Below are 21008 nucleotides of genomic sequence, written 5' to 3'. Positions count from 1 at the left end.
CGCTCAGACTAGTGCGTCCAGCCGTCGGCGCTGCGCGAGGATCAGGGCGACGAGGACCAACGGCGCCAGCACGCCGGGCGCCATGAACAGGGCCCAGACGGGGCCGTCGTCGATCCCGATCACGGCGAGTCCCTTGCGCAGGAAGTGCACGCCGATGTAGCCGAACACGGCGATGACCGCCGCTGCCGTCGTCGCCCACGGTGTGAACGCGGCACCCGGGCCGCGCAGGTCCGCGCCGCCGCCGGGACCGAGCGGGCCGTGCACCACCCAGATCAGCAGCGGGACGATCCACACGAAGTGGTGGATCCACGAGATCGGCGAGGCGAGCAGGCCGAGGAACTGCACCAGCACCAGCGCGATGAGGGCGTCCCCGCGGCGGACGACCCACCACGCGGCGAACAGCAGGACCGCGGCGACCGCGACCGCGATGATCCACGCCGGCCCGGTCCCCACGTCATGCCCGGCGAACCGGGAGACCGCGCCGCGCAGCGCCTGGTTGTCGGGCTTGGCGGGGTCGCCGATGGGGCCGGTGTCGCCGAGCAGGATGGTGAAGTACCGGCGCGTCTCCGAGGGCAGGATCAGATAACTGACCCCGACGGTGGCGGCGAACGTCACACCGGAGAAGACGGCGGCCCAGACCCGGCCGCGGGCGAGCAGGAACAGCCCGCCGACCGCGGGCGTGAGCTTGATCCCGGCGGCGAGGCCGATGAGGAACCCGGAGGCACCGTCGACCTTCTCCGGCTTCGGCGCGAGAGCCGGCGACGGGGCGGCGCGGGCGACGAGATACGCCGCCCAGACGCCGAAGGTCATGAGGACCACATTGATCTGCCCGTAGTCGAGGTTGGTGCGCACGGGGTCGATCCACAGCGCGGCGGCCGTCCAGATCAGGGGCAGCTCCCGCGGCACGTCGCCCAGGCGCGACGGTGCGCCGCGCCCCGCCGCCAGGATCGCCAGGCACATGCGGATGACCAGGAACAACAGGCCCGCGGTGAGCGCCACCCAGCCCACCGCCACCACCGGGAAGGGCAGGAACTTCAGCGGGTAGAAGAACAGTGCCGCGAAGGGCGGGTACGTGAAGGGCAGCGGCTGCTGGGGCGTGTAGTCGCGGAGGGCGAAGTCGTAGAGCCCGCCGTCCGCGGTCACCCGCTGCGCCGCCTCGTAGTACACCCGCAGATCGACGAAGTTGAAGTTGTGCTGCCCGGCGAGGATCCAGATGATCCGGGCACCGAGGGCCACGAGGAAGAGGGGAAGCGCGACGCGCCGGAGGCCGCTCGCGGGACCGCCGTCGGCCGACGTGCTGCGGTCCTTGGTCACGGGTGGACACCTTAGCCATGCTCACACCCGTTGCGCGAACCGCCGCGCATCTGGACCATGGAGCGGGTGACTGCAGCACAGACGACCGCCCCCGACCACTCCGCCCTGCGCTCGGCGGTGTCCGGGGCACGCGCGATCGTCGATGTGGGCGTCGTCATCGCCGTGCTCGTCGCGACCAATCTCGTCGCCCATTTCACCGGCAGCTGGGCCGCCCTGCTGGCCGTTCCGGTGTCCGCCGTCCTGTTGATCGGCATCGCCCGGCACCGCGGCCTGGATTGGCACGAGCTGGGGCTGGGGCGCGAGCACTGGCGTTCCGGAGCGAAGTACGCCGCCGCGGCCGTCTTCGTGGTGGCGACGGTGATCGTGGTCGGCGCGCTGCTGCCGGTCACCCGCGGCCTGTTCCTCAACGACCGCTACGCGACCTTCTCGACCGCGATCATCGCGTCGATGGTGATCATCCCGCTGCAGACGGTGATCCCCGAGGAACTGGCCTTCCGCGGCGCGCTGCACGGCACGCTGTCGCGGGCGATGCGCTTCCGCTGGGTCGTGGTCACGGGCTCCCTCCTCTTCGGCTTCTGGCACATCGCCTCGTCGCTGGGGTTGACCAGCGGCAACGCGGGCCTGACCAAGATCCTCGGCGCGGGACCGCTGGCCCAGGTCCTCGGCATCGCGGGCGCGGTCATCGCCACCGCCTTCGCCGGCTGGGTGTTCACCTGGCTCCGTTCCCGCAGCGGCTCCCTCATCGCCCCCATCGCGCTGCACTGGTGCCTCAACGGCGCGGGCGCGCTGGCAGCCGCCTTCGCCTGGCAGCTCCTGCGCTGACCCGCGCCGCTCGCTGCGCTCCCTAGCGGGGCGGCCACCTCCCTACGTCCATGGACATGGGGAATGCACGACGCGCCATGGCCGAGCACACCCCGCTAGGGAGCCCGACGGTGCCAGCGCCCGATCACCGCCGGATATCAGCCCGGGAACCGCGGGATCGACGCGATCACGCCGGTATTGAACATCTGGGTGGTGAGGATGGAATAGAACCGCCGCCGGTCGATCAGGTCCTCCCACTTCCAGTGACAGACGGTGATGCCAATGGTCGCGAAGTCCGCATCCCGTCGCTGCTCGTAGCTCCGACGGTCCGCGTCGGACCGGTACTTGCCCTCACCGTCGAACTCGCCGACGAGCCGTCCCCAGCAAAAGTCGACGTAGTAGGTCCGGCCTCGGATCTGGAACGTCCGCTGCAGCTGCGGGGTGGGTAGCTTCCACTGGATCATCCGCGCCCGCGACCACGACTCACCCACCGACTCGCTGCATTCGACGGAGTCCGTGAGCGCTTGCAGCACCGTCTCGCTCCCGGTACGCCTGCCCAAGTCGGTGACGACCCGGTGCAGTTCCGCCAGCGGCACCGGCGGCCGGGTCGCGGGTCGCGAGACCCGCGGAATCAGGCGAGCGGCGTCGATGAGGGCGAGCGCCTGCTCGTAGTCGCCCGCCATAGCAGTGTCGACGGCGGTCCGCGGGAGCGACGTGACTCGGATCCCGTCGAGAAGAACGACGTCGCTCGACGGTAGCGGCCGCGGGTGAACGTGCCTCTTCCCGCTGACCAGGCCCCCCTTGTGTCGATCGTCGATCGTGGTGTGCACCCGCGAGTAGTCGGGCCGTAGTACGGGCAGTCCCCACAGCACCGCCGCACTCTGATGACTGATGACTCCCCACCCGCCGACGGTGCCCGCCGCCCGCACCATCCGTTCGTATTCGACCCAGTCCTCCCCGACCGACTCGTCCGTATAGACCGTCGGCCACAGCATTCGCAGCGTCTTGCCCCGGATGGCCTGCCGGATCCCGTTGCGCGTCCACCCCTGCGCGAGCAACAACTCGCGGGTCATCAGCTCCCCCATGACGCCGATCGTGCCGTTCCGCCCCGCCGCACATCGCTCACGAAGCCAGCAGAACGGCACTTCCTCCACAGGAACCGGGTTATCCACAGGCACCGCATCGACCTGGCAGCCGCGCTCCCTCGCTTCGCTCGGCGCGTTCTCCCTAGCGGGGCGGCCACCTCCCCATGTCCATGGACATAGGGAGTGCACGACACGCCGAGGTGGAGTATCCCCCGCTAGGGAGCACCGACTCCGGTGGTGCCATCCCGCTAGGGAGCACCGACTCCGGCCGTGCCATCCCGCTAGGGAGCACCGACTCCGGCCGTGCCATCCCGCTAGGGAACGCCGCCTCGGCCTGCCGGCACGAACGAGCAGGCCGCTCGCGCTACACCCAGTTCGACGGTCCGCCGGAAGCTGCGGGCTCCGGCTCCCGCGCCGCGGGGGCGACGACCACGGTGACGGCGAAGGCGACGAGCACCAGGACCAGCGCGTACAGCAGTGTCACGTACTGGCCCAGCGCGCCGATGATCGGCGGACCGGCGAGGAACGAGAGGTAGCCGATCGTCGAGACGACGGAGACGCGCGCCGCCGCCATGCGCGGCTGGTCGGCGGCCGCGGACATCCCGACCGGGAAGCCGAGGGAGGCGCCGAGACCCCAGAGCGCGACGCCCGCGTAGGCGAGCCAGGTCGGGCCGAAGATCACCATCGTCAGGCCCACGAACGCGAGCGCTCCGCAGGCGCGGAGCGTGCGCACGCGCCCGAAGCTATCGAGCACCCGAGTACCGGCGAGCCGGCCGATCGTCATGAAGGTCACGAAGACCGCGAAGGTCAGGGTCCCGACAGTCTTCGACGTGCCGTGGTCGTCGACCATGGCCAGCGCCAGCCAGTCGTTCGCGCTGCCCTCGGTGAGCGCCATGCCGAGCACCATCAACCCGATGAGCAGCGTGCGGGGCTCGCGCCACACCGCCAGTCGCTCCCGGCGGGAGACCGGAGCATGGTCGTCGGCGTCGTGCGCCCGGAAGGGCACGTGCCGCAGCGCGAACCAGCCCACGACCAGCAGGACGCCGTTCACCACGAGCAGGTGCGGCAGCAGGGGCACGTGCGCCGCCTGCGCGGCGGCGGCCGTGAGCGCGCCCGCGACGGTGCCCAGCGAGAAGGCCGCATGGAAGGCCGGCATCACGGTGCGCCCCAGAGCACGCTCGTTCTCGGCGCCGGAGAGGTTCATACAGACGTCGGTGATGCCGTGCGAGAGGCCGACCAACACCAACGGTAGGAGCGTGAGTACGTAGTTCCCCGCCTGCGCACCGGCGGCCGCGGCGATCATCGTGACGCCGAGCGCGGGCAGGGTCACGGCGATGACGCGGCGCGCGCCGTACCGCGCGGCCAGTGCCCCTGAGCCGACCAGACCCACGACGGAGCCGACGGCGAGCCCGAAGGTGAGCAGGCTGACCTGCAGCGTGCTCGCGCCGAGGTCGTCGCGCACTTGCGGCAGGCGGCCCAGGTAGCTCGCGAAGGTGAGGCCGCTGAGCGCGAAGATCACCGCGACGGCATTGCGCCAGGCGAGCACCGAGCCCCCGACCGCCTCCGCCTTCTGCTCCTGGAATCCCACGCTCACCGATCAACCCTTCGAAACGTTTCGATCTACTGTTGTTAGGCTAGGTCCCCATGACACGCGGGTCAAACCGGATAACGCTGGTGCACGTCGCCGAGGCGGCGGGCGTCTCGCTGTCGACGGCCTCGCACGCCTTCGGCGTCGACAAGCCCATCAGCGATGCCACCCGGGCCCGCGTCCTCGCCGCCGCCGCCGACCTCGGCTACGAGGGACCGGACCCGCGGGCCCGCTCCCTGCGCAGCGGCCGCACCGACATCATCGGCGTCCAGGTGGACGACGAGGCCGGCCGCGCCTTCCGCGACCCCGTGATCATCGGCATCCTCGACGGGGTGTCGGCCGCCCTCGCCGCGAGCCCCACCTCCGTCCTGCTCCTCCCGGACTCCCTCCCGGAGGAGCGCCTGCGCACACTCCCGGTCGACGGAGTCGTCGCCGCCGGCTGCTCCCCCGCCCTCGACTCGCTGCGCGCCGCGATGGCGAAGCGCTCGATCCCCGTGGTCACTGCCGGCAACCAGGTCGACGACATCGGCAGTGTGGGCGTCGAGAACCGCTCCGCCACCGCCCTGCTCACGGGTCATCTACGCGCGCTCGGACACCGCTCGGTCGGTGTCGTGCGACTCCGGCACGGCGACGTCGAGAAGGCGCGCACGGCGGCCGCTCTGGCCGCCTTCCCGGACGCAGCCGTCGTCGTCTCCGCCGACAGCACGATCGACGAGGGCTTCCGCGCGGGCGGCGAGCTGCTCGACGCGCACGCGCCGACCGCCGTGATCGCCCAGTCGGACCTGCTGGCGGCCGGGGTGATCCGCGCGGCGGAGTCCCGGGGCCTGCGCATTCCCGACGACCTCTCCGTCGTGGGCTTCGACGGTGTCCGCGTCGACGGCTTCGACCGGGTCCTCACCACGATCCGCCAGCCGATCGTCGAGATGGGCCGCCGCGCGGCGCAGGCCGTGCTCGCCGCGCAGGAGGGCGCGGCCCTGCCGACCCTCGCGCTCGACGTCGACCTCGTCGTCGGCGACACCACCGGTCCCGCCACTCAGCGGGCCTGAGCCACCTCATCGAGCGCGTCCGCCAGCAGGGCGGCGTACGCATCCGGATCGGGCACGGCGGTCCGGCTGCTGGTGACGGAGACCGTCACCGACTCGCCGAGGCCGTGCACGCCGTGGGTGAGGCCCATGGCGGGTGAGAGCGCCGGGAAGCCCGCGGTGAACGCCGACCTCCCGCCGAGCAACGCCAGGTCCGCCGGGCCGCGGTACACGCTCGAGAGCACGGTCGCACCGGCCATGGTCGCGGGGATCAGAGTGGGGTCGAAGGCGCGCACCCCGAGCACTGCCAGGGACGACGGTGCCGCATCCTCCGCCGCTCCGACGGTGCGCCACAACGGACTCATGGCGCGCTCGCGGGCGGCGGCCAGGGCAGCCGCGATGAGACCGGGCCGCTCCGCGGCGGGCGCGCCGGGGTACAGCGGTACCGAGACGTTGCCGAAGGCGTTGCGCTCGCCGTGCCGCCGCTCACGCGCCACCATCACCTCCGCCGACAGCTCCGCGGGCACCGCACCGCCACGCGAGCCCAGATAGCGCTCCACGGCGAGCGAGACGGCGGCGAGCGCGGTCACCGTGACGGTCGATCCCCCGCGCAGCGAGTCGCTGTCGCGCACCAGCATCCGCACGTCGCGGGTGGCATCGGGGGCGGCGTTGAGCAGGGTGCGCGGACAGCCGGGGGCGGCCGGCGGCAGGGCACCGTCGCGGGTGCGCCGGTCGATCTCCTCGCGAGCCCGCGGGGCGCGGACACCGAGAACGACGGTGCGCGCCAGCGCGACGGGCAGGCCGAGCAGCCCGCGGACCGCGCGGAGCGGGCCGGGCAACGGACGCGCGGCGGGCACCTCACGGGCCCCGCCCGAACCGAGGAGTGCGCGGGCGATCTCGGCGGACCGACGGCCGTCCGCGAGGGCGTGGGCCACCTGCAGCACCAGCACCGTCGCGAGACCGGCGCACCGGGGCGCGCCCGCCACGCGTGGGAAGACGTGCACTCGCCAGGGCGCGACGGTCGCGTCCACCTGCCGGGAGAACAGGCGCGCCACCGCGGCCGGCACCGCGTCCCACGTGCGCGCGATACCTTCGCGGACATCGATGACATCGCACGGCGCCCACGCGGGATGCTCGAGATCGCCGGGCGCCGGGGCTATCCGCAGCCGCAGGTCCGGGATCGACGGTGCGCGCGCCAGGACGACGTCCGCCACCTCCGCGGCCGACGGGGCCGGGCCGTCGCCGTGGTCGAAACAGTAGAGCATGAACTGATCGCTCGGTATCACCGCCGATGCCCAATGGGTACGGGCATCGCGCGGGGAGAGGAGCCCACCGGTCACCACACCACGCTAACGCACTCGGAACCCCGTCCCTCCGCGATCGCGCACGCGATGCCCTCACGATGATCGGATCGCCGTGGGGAAAGCCCTTCTCGCTTACAGTCTCCCGTAGGTTCGACGATGATTCGCGGTCACCGCTGCATCCGCGGCCCGTGGGGAGGAAGGCGCAGATGGAACGGACCGACCATCGGGTCGCGGTCGTCGGGGGCGGCGGCGTCGGGGCGGCCGCGGCGTGGGCGCTCGCCCGCGCCGGGGTCGACGTGGTGCTGATCGAGCGGTACCGGCGCGCCCACCCGCTGGGCGCCTCCCACGGCGCCACCCGCAATTTCAACCCGGGCTACACGCGCCCGGAGTACCTCGCGCTGCTGCGCGCGGCGCTGCCCCTGTGGCGGGAGATCGAGACCGAGTCCGGCGCACACCTCCTCGATCAGGTGGGCGTCGTCAGTCACGGGCCGCGCCCGGACGTCGCGGAGCTGCTGGAGGCGGTCCCCACGATCGGCCTGCGCGCGGAGCTCCTCGATGCGCGCGAAGCCTCTCGACGGTGGCCCCAGTTGCGGTTCGCCGGCCCCGCGGTGCACTTCCCCGACGGTGGGCGGCTCTACGCCGAGCGCGCGGTCGATGCGCTGTACCGCGTCGCGCAGGCCCGCGGCGGGCGGATCCTCGAGAACACCCGGGTCGCTTCCATCGAGGCGAACGACGACGGAGTGGTCATCGACACCGACAGCGGGCCGATCACCGCGCGCACCGCCGTCGTCGCCGCGGGAGCCTGGTCGAGCCGCCTGTTGACGGGGGTCGTGGAACTGCCCGCGCTCACCGTCACCCAGGAGCAGCCCGCGCACTTCGCGCTCGCCGCCCCGATGGCCGATCTGCCGGCGTTCAACCATCACCCCGAAGCCGATTCCCCGTGGTGGCCCTCGGCCGTCTACGGCGGGTGGACGCCCGGCGTCGGGATCAAGGCCGGGTGGCACGGCGTGGGTCCCGTGACGGACCCCGATGCGCGCAGTCTGCGGTCGGAGCCGGTCCAACTGCGGGCCCTGCAGCGGTACGTCGCGGAGTGGATCCCCGGCGCTGATCCGGACCGGTTCGAGGAGATCAGCTGCACGTACACCTCGACCCCGACCACGGACTTCGCGATCGACACCGTCGGTCCGATCACGGTCGCGGCCGGGTTCTCCGGGCACGGCTTCAAATTCCTGCCCGCGCTGGGCGAGCTGGTGGCGCGGCTCGCGACCACCCCGGGTGCCCGGTCGCCGTTCCGCTTCGCCTGACGGTGCCGGTCAGGACAGGAGGTCCCGGCGGTAGACGAGGGCCGCGGCACCGATGAGCGGGGCATCGCCGCCGAGGCCGGCGGGCACGACCCGCGCGGCGGCGACGTAGGGCAGCGGGTGCGCGGCGACGGCGCTCTGCACGAGCGCGACGAAATCGTCGGCGACCCGGGTGAAGCCGCCGCCGAGCACCACCACCGCGACGGGCACCAGCGCCACCGCGCTGCCGATCCCCTGCCCGACGGCGGCGGCGCACCGTCGCACCGCGGCGACCGCGACCTCGTCGCCGGCGCGGTACGCCTCCCCCAGCTCCTCCCCGGTGGAGCCCGCGAAGCCCTGCGTCCGCGCCCACTCCACGGTGTGCGGCCCGGAGGCGACGGACTCGAGCATCGTGGTGCGGCCGAGGGATTCGCTGCCGGTGTACCCCGAGACCTCCACCTGGCCGATGTGCCCGGCGTTGCCGACGAGCGCGCGGCCGCCCACGATGAAGCCGCCGCCGATGCCGGTGGAGACGACCATGCCGAGGGCGTCGTCGTGGCCGCGCGCGGCGCCCAGCCAATGCTCGCCCAGCACGATCGCGACGCCGTCGCGACGGAACTCGACGGGCAGGCCCCCGGCGGCATCCGCGACGAGGTCGCGCAGGGGGAAGCCGTGCAGCGCCTCGAGATTGATCGGCGACGTGGTGCCCGCCGCATCGTCGACGGGGCCCGCTGCCGCGAGTCCCACGCCCTGCACCGGCCCACCGGCCGCTGCCAGGGCGTCGCGGACGACCCCGGCGATCGCGGACTCGAGTTCGGCGGTCGTCGCCTCCGGACCGGTCGGCGCCCGGTGGCGTGACGCCTCGACCACGGTGCCGTCGGGCTCGACCAGCGCGGCCGCCACCTTGGTGCCGCCGAGGTCCACCGCGAGGACGGTCATCGCGCGTACCGCACCAATCCGAGCTCGGCGGGCCCGGTGAGCAGGCGGTGCTGCGGGAGCACGCGCACCGCGTAGCCGAACCGGCCCACCTGACCCGGCAGCACCGCCCGGTAGCGCTCGCCGTCGAAGTGGAGCCGAACGGCCCTGCCGCTGACGATCTCCCCGGCCTCGTCGACGCCCCCGATCACGGCCTCGACGCGGACGTCGCCGTCCTCCAGCGCGCCGAGCGCGACGTCCGCGGTGAGGTCGACGCCCTCGGGCACCACCGCGGCGCTGGAGGATCCGATACGCACCGCGTCCCAGCCGGCCCGGACCCGGTCGATGTACTCGACGAGGTCGGCGACGGCGGGCCGCGTCGCGCGGGCGGAGCGCGCCGCGGGGCGGTAGTAGTCGGTGGCGTACTCGCGGACCATGCGGTCGGCGGAGACCGCGGGGGCGGTCGACGAGAGCGTGTGCCGCACCTTGGCGAGCCAGCGCGGGGGCGCGTCGTCGGCGTCGCGCCGGTCGTAGAACGCGGGCACCACCTCGTGTTCGAGGAGGTCGTAGAGCGCGTCCGCCTCGATGTCGTCGCGGCGCCCCGGGTCCACGCCCACGGCCGACGGAATGGCCCAGCCGTTGTTCCCGTCGTAGAGCTCGTCCCACCAGCCGTCGAGGACCGAGAGGTTGAGGCCGCCGTTCATCGCGCTCTTCATCCCCGACGTGCCGCAGGCCTCCAAGGGCCGCAGCGGGTTGTTCAGCCAGACGTCGCAGCCGTGGTACAGGTAACCCGCCATGCCGATGGAGTAGTTGGGCAGGAAGGCGATCCGGTGCCGCAGTGCGCGGTCGTCGGTGAAGTGCAGCAGCTGCTGCAGGAGTCGCTTGCCCTCGTCGTCGTGGGGGTGGCTCTTCCCGGCGATCACCACCTGCACGGGCCGGTCGTCGCTGAGCAGGAGGGCGCGCAGCCGCTCCGGATCGCGCAGCATCAGCGTGAGCCGCTTGTACGTCGAGACCCGGCGGGCGAAGCCGATCGTGAGGACCTCGGGATCGAACATGCGGTCCGTCCAGCCGAGCTCGGCGTCGACGGCGCCCCGCTCGATCCAGGCGGCGCGCGTACGGGAACGCACCTCGTCGACGAGGCGGTGCCGCAGCGTGGTCCGCAGGCGCCACAGCGCCTCGTCGGGCATCGAGAGCGGGTCGGTCGCCCGTTCGGCGACGAGGCGGTCGGCCCACGTCCCGTGGTGGACACCGTTCGTCACGGAGCCGATCGGCACTTCCGCAGGCTCGAAGCCGGGCCAGAGGCCCGCGAACATCTCGCGGCTCACCGCGCCGTGCAGCTTCGATACGCCGTTCGCCCGCTGGGCGAGCCGGAATCCCATGTGGGCCATGTTGAAGACCCCGGGGTCGGCCTCAGCGCCCAGGGCGATCACGTCGTCGAGCGGCACCGTCGGGAGCAACGAGCACATCTGCCCGCCGTCTCCGAAGTAGCGGCGCACGAGGTCCACGGGGAAGCGGTCGATGCCGGCGGGCACCGGCGTGTGCGTGGTGAAGACGGTGGCGGTACGGGCGAGCGTCCTGGCCTCCGCGTAGCTCAGCTCCTCCGTGGCCATGAGCTCGCGGATCCGCTCGAGGCCGAGGAATCCCGCGTGGCCCTCGTTGGCGTGGAAGACCTCGATGCCGGGATGGCCCGTGAGGTCGCAGAAGGCCCGAGCGGCCCGCACGCCGCCGATGCCGAGCAGGATCTCCTGGCGCAGTCGGTGTTCCGCATCGCCGCCGTACAGGCGGTCGGTCACCGCGCGCAGGTCCTCCTCGTTGTTCTCGATGTCGGTGTCCAGTAGGAGCAGCGGGATCCTGCCGACGTCCGCCCGCCACACGGCCGCGCTGAGCACCCGCCCCTCCAGCGGCACGGAGACCACCAGCTGCTGCCCGCTCGACAGGGTGACCGGGCGGAGCGGCAGCTGCGTCGGATCGAGTTCCGGATACTGCTCGAGCTGCCAGCCGTCCGCGGAGAGCGACTGCTGGAAGTAGCCGTGCCGGTACAGCAGCCCCAGCGCGACGATCGGCAGACCGAGGTCGGAGGCGGCCTTGAGATGATCGCCCGCGAGGACTCCGAGGCCGCCGGAGTAGTTCGGCAGCGTCTGGCTCACGCCGAACTCCATCGAGAAGTAGGCGATCGCCTTCGCGCCGTCCTTGAGCTCATCGGCCCACGACGGTCGCGTGAGGTAGTCGTTCAGGTCCGCGTGGACGGCGCGGACCCGCGCCACGAACTCGGCGTCCGCGCCGAGCGCGGCCACCCGGTCCTGGTCCGCCCCGCGGAGGGCTGCGAGCGGGTCCCGGGTGGCCGCCCACACCTCGGGCGCGACCGTGGAGAAGAGGTCCTGGGTGGGTCCGTGCCAGCCCCAGCGCAGGTTCCGCGCGAGATCGGCGAGCGGCGCGAGCGCCTCGGGGTAGACGGGCTCGACGGTGAAGGTTCCTTCTGCGTGCACGCCTACCGACCCTATTGGTTGCCCTCGCGCCCCGCGACGTTACCGGCCGGTCATGTGCGCGGCGCCGATCACCGCGGCGGCCGTCGCCGCCAACACCGACCGGTCACGGCCCATGCTCCAGCGCACCTCGCCGTCCCGGCGGAACTCGAGGAGCGTGAGCGCCTCCGCATCGTCGCCGCGTCCGAGCGAGGTCTGGTGCAGGGAGAGGACGTCGATCGTGGCGTCGTGCTCGGCGAGCACAGCGACGAGCGCCTCGACGGGACCCGCACCGTCAACGACCGTGCGGTGCGGCGTCCCGTCGACCCGGAGCCCGACCGTGACCTCGCTGCCGGCCGGGGTCTCCCCCACCACGCATTCGACCAGCTCGAACCTGTCGCCCTCGGCGCGGAAGGCCTCCTCGAAGACGGCCCACAGCGCGGCGGTGTCCATCTCCGTGCCGTGGTCGTCGGCGTGGGCCTGGACATGCCGGGCCAATTCGATCTGCAGCCGCCTCGGCAGTTCCAGACCCAGGTCGCGCTCCAGCAGGTAGGCCATCCCGCCTTTGCCCGACTGGGAGTTCACGCGGATGACGGCGTCGTAGGTCCGGCCGATGTCGGCGGGGTCGACGGGCAGGTAGGGCACCCGCCACTCGATGTCCCGCTCGTGGCGCCCCTCGGCCTCGGCGCGGGCGCGATGCTCGGCGAAGCCCTTCCTGATCGCGTCCTGATGGGTTCCGCTGAAGGCGGTGTGCACCAGGTCGCCGACGTAGGGGTGCCGGTCGTGCACACCGATCCCGTTGCACGCCTCGACGGTGCGCCGTACCTCGTCGATGTCGGAGAAGTCGATCATCGGATCGATGCCCTGCGCGAACATGTTGAGCGCCAGCGTCGCCAGGTCGACGTTGCCCGTACGCTCGCCGTTGCCGAAGAGGCAGCCCTCGACGCGCTGCGCCCCGGCCAGCACCGCCAGCTCGGCGCACGCGATGCCCGTCCCGCGGTCGTTGTGGGGGTGCACCGAGAGGATCACGGCATCGCGGCGGGCGAGGTTGCGGTCCATGTACTCGATCTGGTCGGCGTAGACGTTCGGCGTCGCCACCTCGACCGTCGCGGGCAGGTTGAGGATCACCGGGCGGTCGGCAGTGGCGTCCCACAGGTCGGTCATCGCGTCGCAGACCTCGAGCACGTAGTCCGGCTCGGTGAGGTTGAAGACCTCGGGCGAGAACTCGAACCGCACGCCGTCGAGGTCACCCGCCGACGCGAGCAGGTCGCGGCCGCCGTCCAGGATCAGCTCCCTCAACGCCGCGCGGCTCCGGCCCAGGACGACGTCGCGCCAGGTGGGGGCTGTCGCGGTGTACATGTGAATGACCACCTCGTTGCAGATCCCGCGGACGGACTCGACCGTCCGCTCGATCAGATCGCGGCGCGCGGGCGTGAAGACGACCACGGTGACGTCCTCGGGTGCGATGTCCGACTCCGCGATCAGCCGGACGAAGTCGTAGTCGGTCTGCGACGCGGACGGGTAGCCGACCTCGATCTCCTTGTAGCCCATGGCCACCATGAGTTCGAAGAAGCGGCGCTTACGGGCGGGGTCCATCGGCTCGGGCAGCGCCTGGTTGCCGTCGCGCAGATCGACCGGGACCCAGAGCGGCGCCGTGGTCAGGCGTCGGGTGGGCCAAACGCGATCGGCCAGAGGAAGGTCGACGCGGGCGTGGACATCGCGGTAGCGATGGTGCGGCATCTGCGAGGCGCGCTGGCGGTTCCAGGCGGGCGCCGCGCCGGGGACGGGGCCGCGAGGTGAGTCGATCGTGGAAAAGGGCATGACGGTTCCTTCATCGGGTCCGAAAGACGGGCCGGCACGGATTCCCCACGGCGGGAGGCCGGCCCGGAATCAGACCCCGCCGTGGCGCGGAAGGAGGAGCGAGTTGTCGCGCTGCGTCATAGGGCGACCCTACCACAACTCCTCAGACAAGCTGAGAAGTATTCTCAGACACATGCCCCCGCTCCGTCGCGCATCCCTCGCCGACCAGGCCGCCGACGCCCTGCTCGCCCGGATCCGGTCGGGCGAGTGGGCGATCGGTGACCGGCTCCCCGGCGAGACCACTCTGGCGCCGCAACTCGACGTCGGGCGGTCGACGGTGCGCGAGGCGATCCGCCGCCTGGCCGGGATCGGCGTGCTCACCACCCGCCAGGGCTCCGGGGTCTTCGTGACCAGGCTGGACGCCCCGTCGGGCCTCGACACGATGCTCGACGGGGCGGCGATCGACGCGGTGCTCGAGGCACGGATCGCTGTCGAGGTGGAGGCCGCCGCGCTCGCCGCGCACCGCCGCACCGAGGAGGACCTCGACGCCGTCCGGGCCGCGCTCGCGATCCGCGCCGCGCACCGCGGCGACCTGGTGCGCCACGTCGAGACGGACACCGACTTCCACCGCGCCGTCATCGCCGCCGCGCACAATCCCGTCCTGGTGCAGATGTTCGACGGGATCGCGGCGCACCTGCGGCGCGCGATGGTCGACATGCTGCGGTCCCGGCCGGAGCCCTTCGGCGGGGACGACGACCAGGATTCGCACGCGGAGCTGCTCGCCGCCGTCGAGCGGGGCGACGCCGCCGCGGCCGCACGGCTGAGCCGGGAACACTTGTCCGGCATGCTCTCCCGCAACGGCCACCGCTGACCGTCGCTCCGCGGTCACGCTCCGCGGTGCTCCGGCGGGACGATCCGGGTGAGCCGCTCGCGCGTCACATCGTCCTTCGGCAGGTAGGTGAGCATCCGCAGCGAGGGACGGTCCCGCAGGTTGAACGTGCTCACCTGCAGGCGCAGTTCCCCCACCCGAGGGTTGCGGATCGTCTTCTCCCAGTCGGCGGCGTCGAGGACCAGCCCCGCGTTCCACAACTGCGCGAACAGCGGGGACGCCGCCTGCAGGCGGCTGAGCATCTGTTCCCAGGCGGGGTCCGCGTGGGAACTCGCGTACAGCGCCCTGGTCCGCGCGACGACGGCCTCGAGTTCCTGCCGGTCCGCGACGTAGGCGCCGAGCCACAGCTCGTCGGTGAAATCGAGCCAGAGACAGTTCCGGTCCTCCGGCGGGAACTGTTCGACGTCGGTGATCAGGAAGCGGAAGGCCAGGTTGTAGAGGACCATGTCGCCGCGGGCGTTGAGCACGGCGGCGGGGTTGGGCAGCAGGGCGTCGAGGACCGGCTGGACGGTGGCGGCGGCACCCGACTCCACGGCGGGCGGCCCCGGTGGGTGGCCGGCCAGCCGCAGCACGTGATCACGCTCCCCCGGATCGAGCAGCAGCGCATCCGCGACGGCGCACAGCACCTCGGGGCTGGGGTTCACGTCGCGTCCCTGCTCGACCCAGGTGTACCAGGTGGCGCCGACGTGGGCGCGGGCCGCGACCTCCTCCCGGCGCAGGCCCGGGGTCCGGCGCCGCCCACCGGCGGGCAGCCCCACCTGCTCCGGGGTCACCTGCTCACGGCGAGTGCGCAGGAAGCGCGCCAGCTCGGCGTTGTTGCGGGTGCCCATGGACCGAGTATCCCTCGCCCCACGGCACGTCGGCGACGCGGAGCCCGGTGGTGTCACTACTAGGATCCGCGCGGTCTGGATACCCGGATCGCTGCGGCGCATCGTCGAGCGCATGACCACCTCTCCACCGCCCCTCACCCGGCGGGGCCTCGCCGTTCTCGGCCTCGCCTACTTCCTCACGACCTTCCTGTTCGCCTCCGCGAACGTCGCCGTCCCGGATGTGGCACGGAGGCTGTCGGCATCGCCGGCGGAGCAGACGCTCATCCTGGCGGCGTTCTCGGCGACCTTCGCGACGGCGCTCATCCTGTTCGGCCGGCTCGGCGACAACCGCGGACGGCGCCGGGTGTTCGCCGCGGGCCTGATCGCGGTCGGCGTCACCTCGGTCGCCGCGGGGTTCGCGCCCGATGTCACCTCCCTCATCGTGCTCCGTGCGGTGCAGGGCGTCGGCGCGGCGGCGTTCACACCCCAGGTGCTCTCGACGGTGCAGGCCACCACCACTGGCGAGGCGAGGCGCCGCGCGATCGCCGTGATCGCGGCGACGGCCGGCCTGGGCTTCTGCGGCGGGCAGGTCCTCGGCGGCGCCCTCCTGGCGTGGAACCCCGCGGGCCTCGGATGGCGCACCGTGTGGTGGTCGGCGGCCGTGATCGCCCTCGCCGCCGCGGCCGCCGCCGGCGCTGTACCCGACACCCGGGCGGAGCGCCGACTGCCCCTCGACTACCGCGGCACGGCGCTGCTGACGGTGGCGCTGTTCGCGCTGCTCGTCGGGCTGTCGCTGGGCGGCACCCTCGGCTGGCCGCCGGTGTCGTGGCTGTTGCTCGCCGTCGCGGTCGTGGCCGGTGCGGCGTTCTGGTCGGCGCAACGACGGGCCGAGGCCGCCGGCGGCGCTCCCATGCTGCCGCCGGCGGTGTTCGCGCACCGCCCGATCCGGATCGGCCTGCTCATGGCACTGCTCTTCTTCTCGGGCTACGGCGCCCTGGTCTTCGAGTACGCGCTGGTCAGCGAACACGCCCTCGGCATGAGCCCCGTCGCATCGGGCGTGGCCCTGGTCCCCTACGGCGCCGCCTTCGTGGCCGTCTCGCTCGGGCAACCGGCGATCCACCGCCGCCTCGGAGCGAGGACGATGCCGGTGGGCGCGACGCTCAACGCGATCGGCCTGCTGGCCCTCGCGGCGAGCGGCCTGGCGGCCCCGCAGGTCTGGGCGTGGGCGGTCCAGCCCGCCCTGATCCTCGTGGGCGCGGCCCAGGCGATGCAGTTCGGGCCGCTCGTCGGGACGATCATGGGCTCGGTGCCGGATCGCATCGCCGGACTCACCGGCGGTCTGGTCTCGACGGCGCAGCAAGCCGCGTTCGCACTGGGTGTCGCCACGCTCGGAACCGGCTACACGGCGCTCGCCGGCGGCATCCCCGCCCGGCACGCCTTCGCCCTGATCCTGCTCGTGCACACGGGCATCGCCGTCGCCTTCGCCCTGTGCGCGCGATCCCTGCAGCCGCGGGAGCCGACATGGTCGAACACCGCGGTGCGGGCGGCCCCGGAGGCGGCCGCGGTCAGAAGTCGCCGTTGAACCGGCGCAGTGAGCGGATGGCGCCCACCAGCGCCGCGGACTCCTCGTCAGGCATACCGATGTCGGCGAAGACGTCGTTGAGTACGACGGTCGCCTTCTCGACCAGTTCCCGCCCCTCCGGGGTGATCGCGACGAGCGTCGTGCGGCCGTCGGTGGGGTGCGGCTTCCGCTCGACCAGCCCGGCCTCGCCGAGCCGGTCGATCGCGTGGGTCACGGACGAGACATGAACCTGCAATCGGGTGCTCGCCTTCGAGATCGGCAGTTCGCCGCGCTTGGTGAAGGCGAGCAACCGCAGCAGCTCGAACCGGGAGAAGGACAGGTGGAAGGGCTTGAGCGCCGCCTCGATCCGCGCGAGCAGGATCTGGTGCGCGCGCATCACGGAGGTCACCGCCTCCATGCCGGAGGCGATGTCACCGCCCCAGCCCGCGTCCTCCCAGTTGCGGCGGGCGCGGGCGATCGGGTCCCGGGGGTCCGGTTGCGTCATCGCGCCCGCCTTCCTCGTCGTGTGTCTTCCTACCTCAGCGTCCGGATGATGGCGCTGAAGTCCAGGCCGCCGTTCTCCTGCGCGAACGCAGAGTACAGCTCCGCGGCGTGCGTGCCGAGCGGCGCGCTCGAACCGGTGGACGAGACCGCGTCCATGGCCAGGCCCAGGTCCTTGTTCATCAGGGCCGTCGCGAAGCCGGGCTTGAAGTCGTTGCCCGACGGTGCACCCGCCACCGGCCCCGGCACGGGGCAGTTGGTGTGCAGCGACCAGCAGTTGCCGGTGGCGCCCGTGACCACGTCGTACAGCGCCTGATCCGCCAGGCCCAGCTTCTCGGCGAGAACGAAGGCCTCACCGACGACGATCTGCTGGACCGCGAGGATCATGTTGTTGCACACCTTGGCGGCCTGTCCGTTGCCGGAGCCACCGCAGTGGATCACTTTGCCCGCCATCGGATCCAGCACGGGCTGCGCCGCGGCGAAGGCCTCGTCATCGCCGCCGACCATGAAGGCCAGCGTTCCGGCGTCGGCACCCTTGACGCCACCCGAGACGGGGGCGTCGACCTGCTTCATCCCGGCCGTCTCGGCCTGCGCGTGCACCGCGCGGGCGTCGTCGACGGAGATGGTGGAGCTGTCGATGAACAGCGTGCCCTGCGCGGCGTGCGGGAGGACCGCGTCGTACACCGACTTCACGATGGCGCCGCTGGGCAGCATCGTGACGACGGCGTCCGCCCCCTGGACGGCCTCCTCGGCAGTGTCGATCACGGTGACGCCGGCCGCGCGGGCGGCGTCCTGCGCCGCGGGGACGAGGTCGAACCCGCGGACGGTGTGTCCGGCGGCGACGAGGTTCTTCGCCATCGGTCCGCCCATGTGGCCGAGGCCGAGGAATGCGATCGTGCTCATGAAGGTCTTCCTCCTACTTGCCCTGGACGCGGGCGGCCTCGGCGCGGCCGATCACCATCCGCATGATCTCGTTGGTGCCCTCGAGAATCCGGTTCACGCGCAGGTCGCGAACGATCTTCTCGACGCCCGTTTCGTGCAGGTAGCCGTAGCCGCCGTGCAGCTGCAGCGCCTGGTCGGCGACCTGGAAGCAGGTCTCGGTGACGAACTTCTTGGCCATGGCGCAGAGTTCGACCTTGTCGGGATCGTTCTCGTCGAGCGCCGTGGCCGCGCGCCACAGGATCAGCCGCGAGGCCTCGATCGACGTGGCCATGTCGGCGAGGGTGAACCGGATGGTGGGCTCATCGATGAGCTTGCGGCCGAAGGTCTCCCGCTCGGTCATGTACTGCAGCGCCTTGTCGTAGGCCGCCTGGGCGCCGCCCAGCGAGCAGGCCGCGATGTTGAGGCGGCCGCCGTTGAGGCCGTTCATGGCGATACCGAAGCCCTTACCGGCACCGCCACCCTCCTGCTGAGCCCCGCCCAACATTCGATCCGAAGGGATCCGCACGTTCTCGAAGATCACCTGGGTGGTGGGCTGGCTGTGCCAGCCCATCTTCACCTCGGGCGGCCCAAAGGACAGGCCCGGGGTCCCCTTGTCCACCAGGAAGGTCGAGATGCCCCGGGCGCCCTCCCCCTCGCTGCGCGCCATGACCACGTACAGGTCGGACGCGCCGCCGCCGGAGATGAACTGCTTGGTCCCGTTCAGGACGAAGTCGTCACCGTCGCGCTCGGCCTTGGTCGTCAGCGACGCGGCGTCGGAGCCGGCACCCGGCTCGGTGAGGCAGTAGCTGGCCATCACGTCCATCGGCGCCAGCTTGGGGATCCATTCCTGCCGCTGCTCCTCGGAGCCGTAGGTGTCGACCATCCACGTGCACATGTTGTGGATCGAGATGAAGGCCGCGGTCACCGGATCGCCCTTGGCGAGCTCCTCGAAGATGCGGACCCCGTCGAGCCGGCGCAGGCCGGACCCGCCCACGTCCTCGCGGGTGTAGATGGCGGCCATGCCGAGGCTGCCCGCCTCCTTCATCTCCTCCACCGGGAAGTGCTTGGTGGCATCCCATTCGAGTGCGTAGGGCGCGAGGCGCTTGCGGGAGAAGTCGCGCGCCATCTCGACGATGGCGAGGTCATCGCCCGTCAGATTCGGGTAGGGCACGTCGCGCTCCTAGTGCATCGTGGGGATGGAGAACTCCGCGCCGTCCTTGATGCCCGAGGGCCAGCGCGAGGTCACCGTCTTGGTCTTGGTGTAGAAGAGGATCGAGTGCGGGCCGTGCTGGTTGAGGTCGCCGAAGCCGGACCGCTTCCAGCCGCCGAAGGTGTGGTACGCCACGGGAACCGGGATCGGCACGTTCACGCCGACCATGCCGACCTCGACGCGCGCCACGAAGTCGCGGGCGGCGTCGCCGTCGCGGGTGAAGATCGCCACGCCGTTGCCGTACTCGTGCTCGGTGGGCAGCGCGAGAGCCTCCTCGTAGGTGTTCGCGCGGACGATGCACAGCACCGGCCCGAAGATCTCGTCCGTGTAGATCGACATGTCCTTGGTGACGTGGTCGAACAGCGTCGGGCCGAGGTAGTTGCCGCCCGAGAGGTCCGCGTCGCCGAAGGTCAGCTCGTCACTGGTGCGCTCGCGGCCGTCGACCACGAGGTCGGCGCCGGCGTCCACGCCCTGCTGGATGTAGCTGCGGGTGCGCTCCACCGCGGCGGGGGTGATGAGGGGCCCGTAGTCGGCCTTCGGATCGTGGCTGTGGCCCACGCGCAGCTGCTGGACGCGCTCGACGAGGCGCTCGCGCAGGCGGTTCGCGGTCTCCTCGCCGACGGGCACGGCCACCGAGATCGCCATGCAGCGCTCGCCGGCGGAGCCGTAGCCGGCGCCGATCAGGGCGTCCACGGCCTGGTCCAGGTCGGCGTCCGGGAGGATCACCATGTGGTTCTTGGCGCCGCCGAAGGCCTGGCTGCGCTTGCCGTTCTTGGCGCAGGTCTCGTAGATGTACTGCGCGATGTCCGAGCTACCGACGAAGCCGACGGCCTTGACGTCGGGGTTGTTCAGCAGCGCGTCGACGGACTCCTTGTCGCCGTGGACGACCTGGAAGACGCCCTCGGGGAGACCCGCCTCGATGAACAACTCGGCCAGGCGCACCGGCACGGAGGGGTCGCGCTCGGAGGGCTTGAGGATGAAGGCGTTGCCGCAGGCCAGGGCGGGGCCGGCCTTCCACAGCGGGATCATGGCCGGGAAGTTGAAGGGCGTGATGCCCGCGACGACGCCGAGCGGCTGGCGCATCGAGTAGACGTCGATGCCGGTGCCGGCGCCCTCGGTGTACTCGCCCTTGAGCAGGTGCGGGATACCGATGGAGAACTCGATGACCTCGATGCCGCGCTGGATGTCGCCCTTGGCGTCGGCGACGGTCTTACCGTGCTCACTGGAGAGCAGCGAGGCCAGCTCGTCCACGTTCTGGTGGACCAGGTCGATGAACTTCATGAACACGCGAGCGCGGCGCTGCGGGTTGAACGCCGCCCACTGCACCTGCGCCTTCTTGGCACGCGCGACGACGTCGTCCACCTCGGCCGTGCTGGCGAGCGGGACGGTGGCCTGCACCTGCCCCGTGCTCGGGTCGAAGACGTCCGCGGTGCGGCCGCCGCCGGCGGAGCCGGCGATGACGGCTCCGGCCTCCACCCGATGCCCGTCCACGAAATGCGGAATGGTGCGCACGTCAGCCATGGTGTGTCCTTCTCTCTCGATCGAG

Annotated in this window: 17 protein-coding genes; 5 read left to right on the top strand and 12 right to left on the bottom strand. The window is 72.0% G+C overall.

Features of this window, described 5'->3' with window-relative positions; genetic code table 11:
• Positions 1–3 precede the first annotated feature (3 nt).
• A complete protein-coding gene (locus tag FK530_RS10050; protein ID WP_146486872.1) occupies positions 4–1314 on the bottom strand; it encodes a glycosyltransferase 87 family protein in 1311 nt (436 codons plus the stop codon).
• Between the two features lie 57 nt (positions 1315–1371).
• Here FK530_RS10050 and FK530_RS10045 point away from each other — a divergent pair, with 57 nt between their 5' ends.
• Positions 1372–2136, top strand: a complete 765-nt coding sequence (locus FK530_RS10045; RefSeq protein WP_146487005.1) for a CPBP family intramembrane glutamic endopeptidase — start codon at positions 1372–1374, stop codon at positions 2134–2136.
• A gap of 137 nt (positions 2137–2273) precedes the next feature.
• On the opposite strand, the gene FK530_RS10040 is transcribed toward FK530_RS10045, so the two are convergent.
• Both FK530_RS10040 and FK530_RS10035 read right to left on the bottom strand, forming a co-directional pair.
• Positions 2274–3200, bottom strand: coding sequence for a hypothetical protein (locus FK530_RS10040; protein ID WP_146486871.1), 927 nt, complete (start codon positions 3198–3200; stop codon positions 2274–2276).
• A gap of 364 nt (positions 3201–3564) precedes the next feature.
• Positions 3565–4794 carry an MFS transporter gene (locus tag FK530_RS10035; protein ID WP_146486870.1) on the bottom strand — a complete coding sequence of 410 codons (1230 nt, stop codon included), beginning with the start codon at positions 4792–4794 and terminating at the stop codon, positions 3565–3567.
• A gap of 50 nt (positions 4795–4844) precedes the next feature.
• Here FK530_RS10035 and FK530_RS10030 point away from each other — a divergent pair, with 50 nt between their 5' ends.
• Positions 4845–5834, top strand: coding sequence for a LacI family DNA-binding transcriptional regulator (locus tag FK530_RS10030; RefSeq protein ID WP_146486869.1), 990 nt, complete (start codon positions 4845–4847; stop codon positions 5832–5834).
• On the opposite strand, the gene FK530_RS10025 is transcribed toward FK530_RS10030, so the two are convergent.
• On the bottom strand, positions 5822–7150 hold the full coding sequence (locus tag FK530_RS10025) for a wax ester/triacylglycerol synthase domain-containing protein (RefSeq protein ID WP_146486868.1): 1329 nt from the start codon (positions 7148–7150) through the stop codon (positions 5822–5824). The two genes, FK530_RS10030 and FK530_RS10025, sit on opposite strands and share 13 nt — an antisense overlap.
• Before the next feature lie 170 nt (positions 7151–7320).
• Here FK530_RS10025 and FK530_RS10020 point away from each other — a divergent pair, with 170 nt between their 5' ends.
• Positions 7321–8418, top strand: a complete 1098-nt coding sequence (locus tag FK530_RS10020) for an FAD-dependent oxidoreductase (protein ID WP_146486867.1) — start codon at positions 7321–7323, stop codon at positions 8416–8418.
• A 9-nt stretch (positions 8419–8427) separates the two neighbouring features.
• Here the strand turns inward: FK530_RS10020 and FK530_RS10015 are convergent, their stop codons facing one another.
• The 3 genes from FK530_RS10015 to FK530_RS10005 are packed head-to-tail and all read right to left on the bottom strand — an operon-like array spanning position 8428 to position 13592.
• Positions 8428–9333, bottom strand: coding sequence for an ROK family protein (locus FK530_RS10015; protein ID WP_146486866.1), 906 nt, complete (start codon positions 9331–9333; stop codon positions 8428–8430).
• Complete coding sequence (gene glgP, locus FK530_RS10010) at positions 9330–11795, bottom strand: alpha-glucan family phosphorylase (protein ID WP_146486865.1); 2466 nt, start codon at positions 11793–11795, stop codon at positions 9330–9332. Before glgP ends, FK530_RS10015 begins: the two co-directional genes overlap by 4 nt.
• Positions 11796–11834: 39 nt before the next feature.
• The gene (locus tag FK530_RS10005; protein ID WP_146486864.1) at positions 11835–13592 is read right to left on the bottom strand and encodes a 2-isopropylmalate synthase; all 1758 of its coding nucleotides are present in this window, start codon (positions 13590–13592) and stop codon (positions 11835–11837) included.
• Positions 13593–13764: 172 nt separating this feature from the next.
• On the opposite strand from FK530_RS10005, the gene FK530_RS10000 reads away from it, so the two are divergent.
• Complete coding sequence (locus tag FK530_RS10000) at positions 13765–14442, top strand: FadR/GntR family transcriptional regulator (RefSeq protein ID WP_146486863.1); 678 nt, start codon at positions 13765–13767, stop codon at positions 14440–14442.
• A 14-nt stretch (positions 14443–14456) separates the two neighbouring features.
• On the opposite strand, the gene FK530_RS09995 is transcribed toward FK530_RS10000, so the two are convergent.
• Complete coding sequence (locus tag FK530_RS09995; protein WP_158645072.1) at positions 14457–15290, bottom strand: helix-turn-helix transcriptional regulator; 834 nt, start codon at positions 15288–15290, stop codon at positions 14457–14459.
• Positions 15291–15402: 112 nt separating this feature from the next.
• Between FK530_RS09995 and FK530_RS09990 the strand changes: the two genes are divergently transcribed.
• Positions 15403–16851, top strand: a complete 1449-nt coding sequence (locus FK530_RS09990) for an MFS transporter (RefSeq protein WP_158645071.1) — start codon at positions 15403–15405, stop codon at positions 16849–16851.
• On the opposite strand, the gene FK530_RS09985 is transcribed toward FK530_RS09990, so the two are convergent.
• Genes FK530_RS09985 through FK530_RS09970 form a run of 4 tightly spaced genes read right to left on the bottom strand, consistent with a single transcriptional unit; the run spans position 16835 to position 20983 of the window.
• Positions 16835–17335, bottom strand: a complete 501-nt coding sequence (locus tag FK530_RS09985; protein ID WP_146486860.1) for a MarR family winged helix-turn-helix transcriptional regulator — start codon at positions 17333–17335, stop codon at positions 16835–16837. The two genes, FK530_RS09990 and FK530_RS09985, sit on opposite strands and share 17 nt — an antisense overlap.
• A gap of 29 nt (positions 17336–17364) precedes the next feature.
• Complete coding sequence (mmsB, locus tag FK530_RS09980; RefSeq protein WP_146486859.1) at positions 17365–18234, bottom strand: 3-hydroxyisobutyrate dehydrogenase; 870 nt, start codon at positions 18232–18234, stop codon at positions 17365–17367.
• A 13-nt stretch (positions 18235–18247) separates the two neighbouring features.
• A complete protein-coding gene (locus FK530_RS09975; protein ID WP_269434165.1) occupies positions 18248–19423 on the bottom strand; it encodes an acyl-CoA dehydrogenase family protein in 1176 nt (391 codons plus the stop codon).
• A gap of 9 nt (positions 19424–19432) precedes the next feature.
• On the bottom strand, positions 19433–20983 hold the full coding sequence (locus FK530_RS09970) for a CoA-acylating methylmalonate-semialdehyde dehydrogenase (RefSeq protein WP_146486858.1): 1551 nt from the start codon (positions 20981–20983) through the stop codon (positions 19433–19435).
• Between the last annotated feature and the right edge of the window lie 25 nt (positions 20984–21008).

It is taken from the genome of Tsukamurella conjunctivitidis, from assembly GCF_007858475.1.
In the GTDB taxonomy this organism is placed as follows: Bacteria; Actinomycetota; Actinomycetes; order Mycobacteriales; family Mycobacteriaceae; genus Tsukamurella; species Tsukamurella conjunctivitidis.
This window is presented reverse-complemented; position numbering and strand designations above follow the sequence as displayed.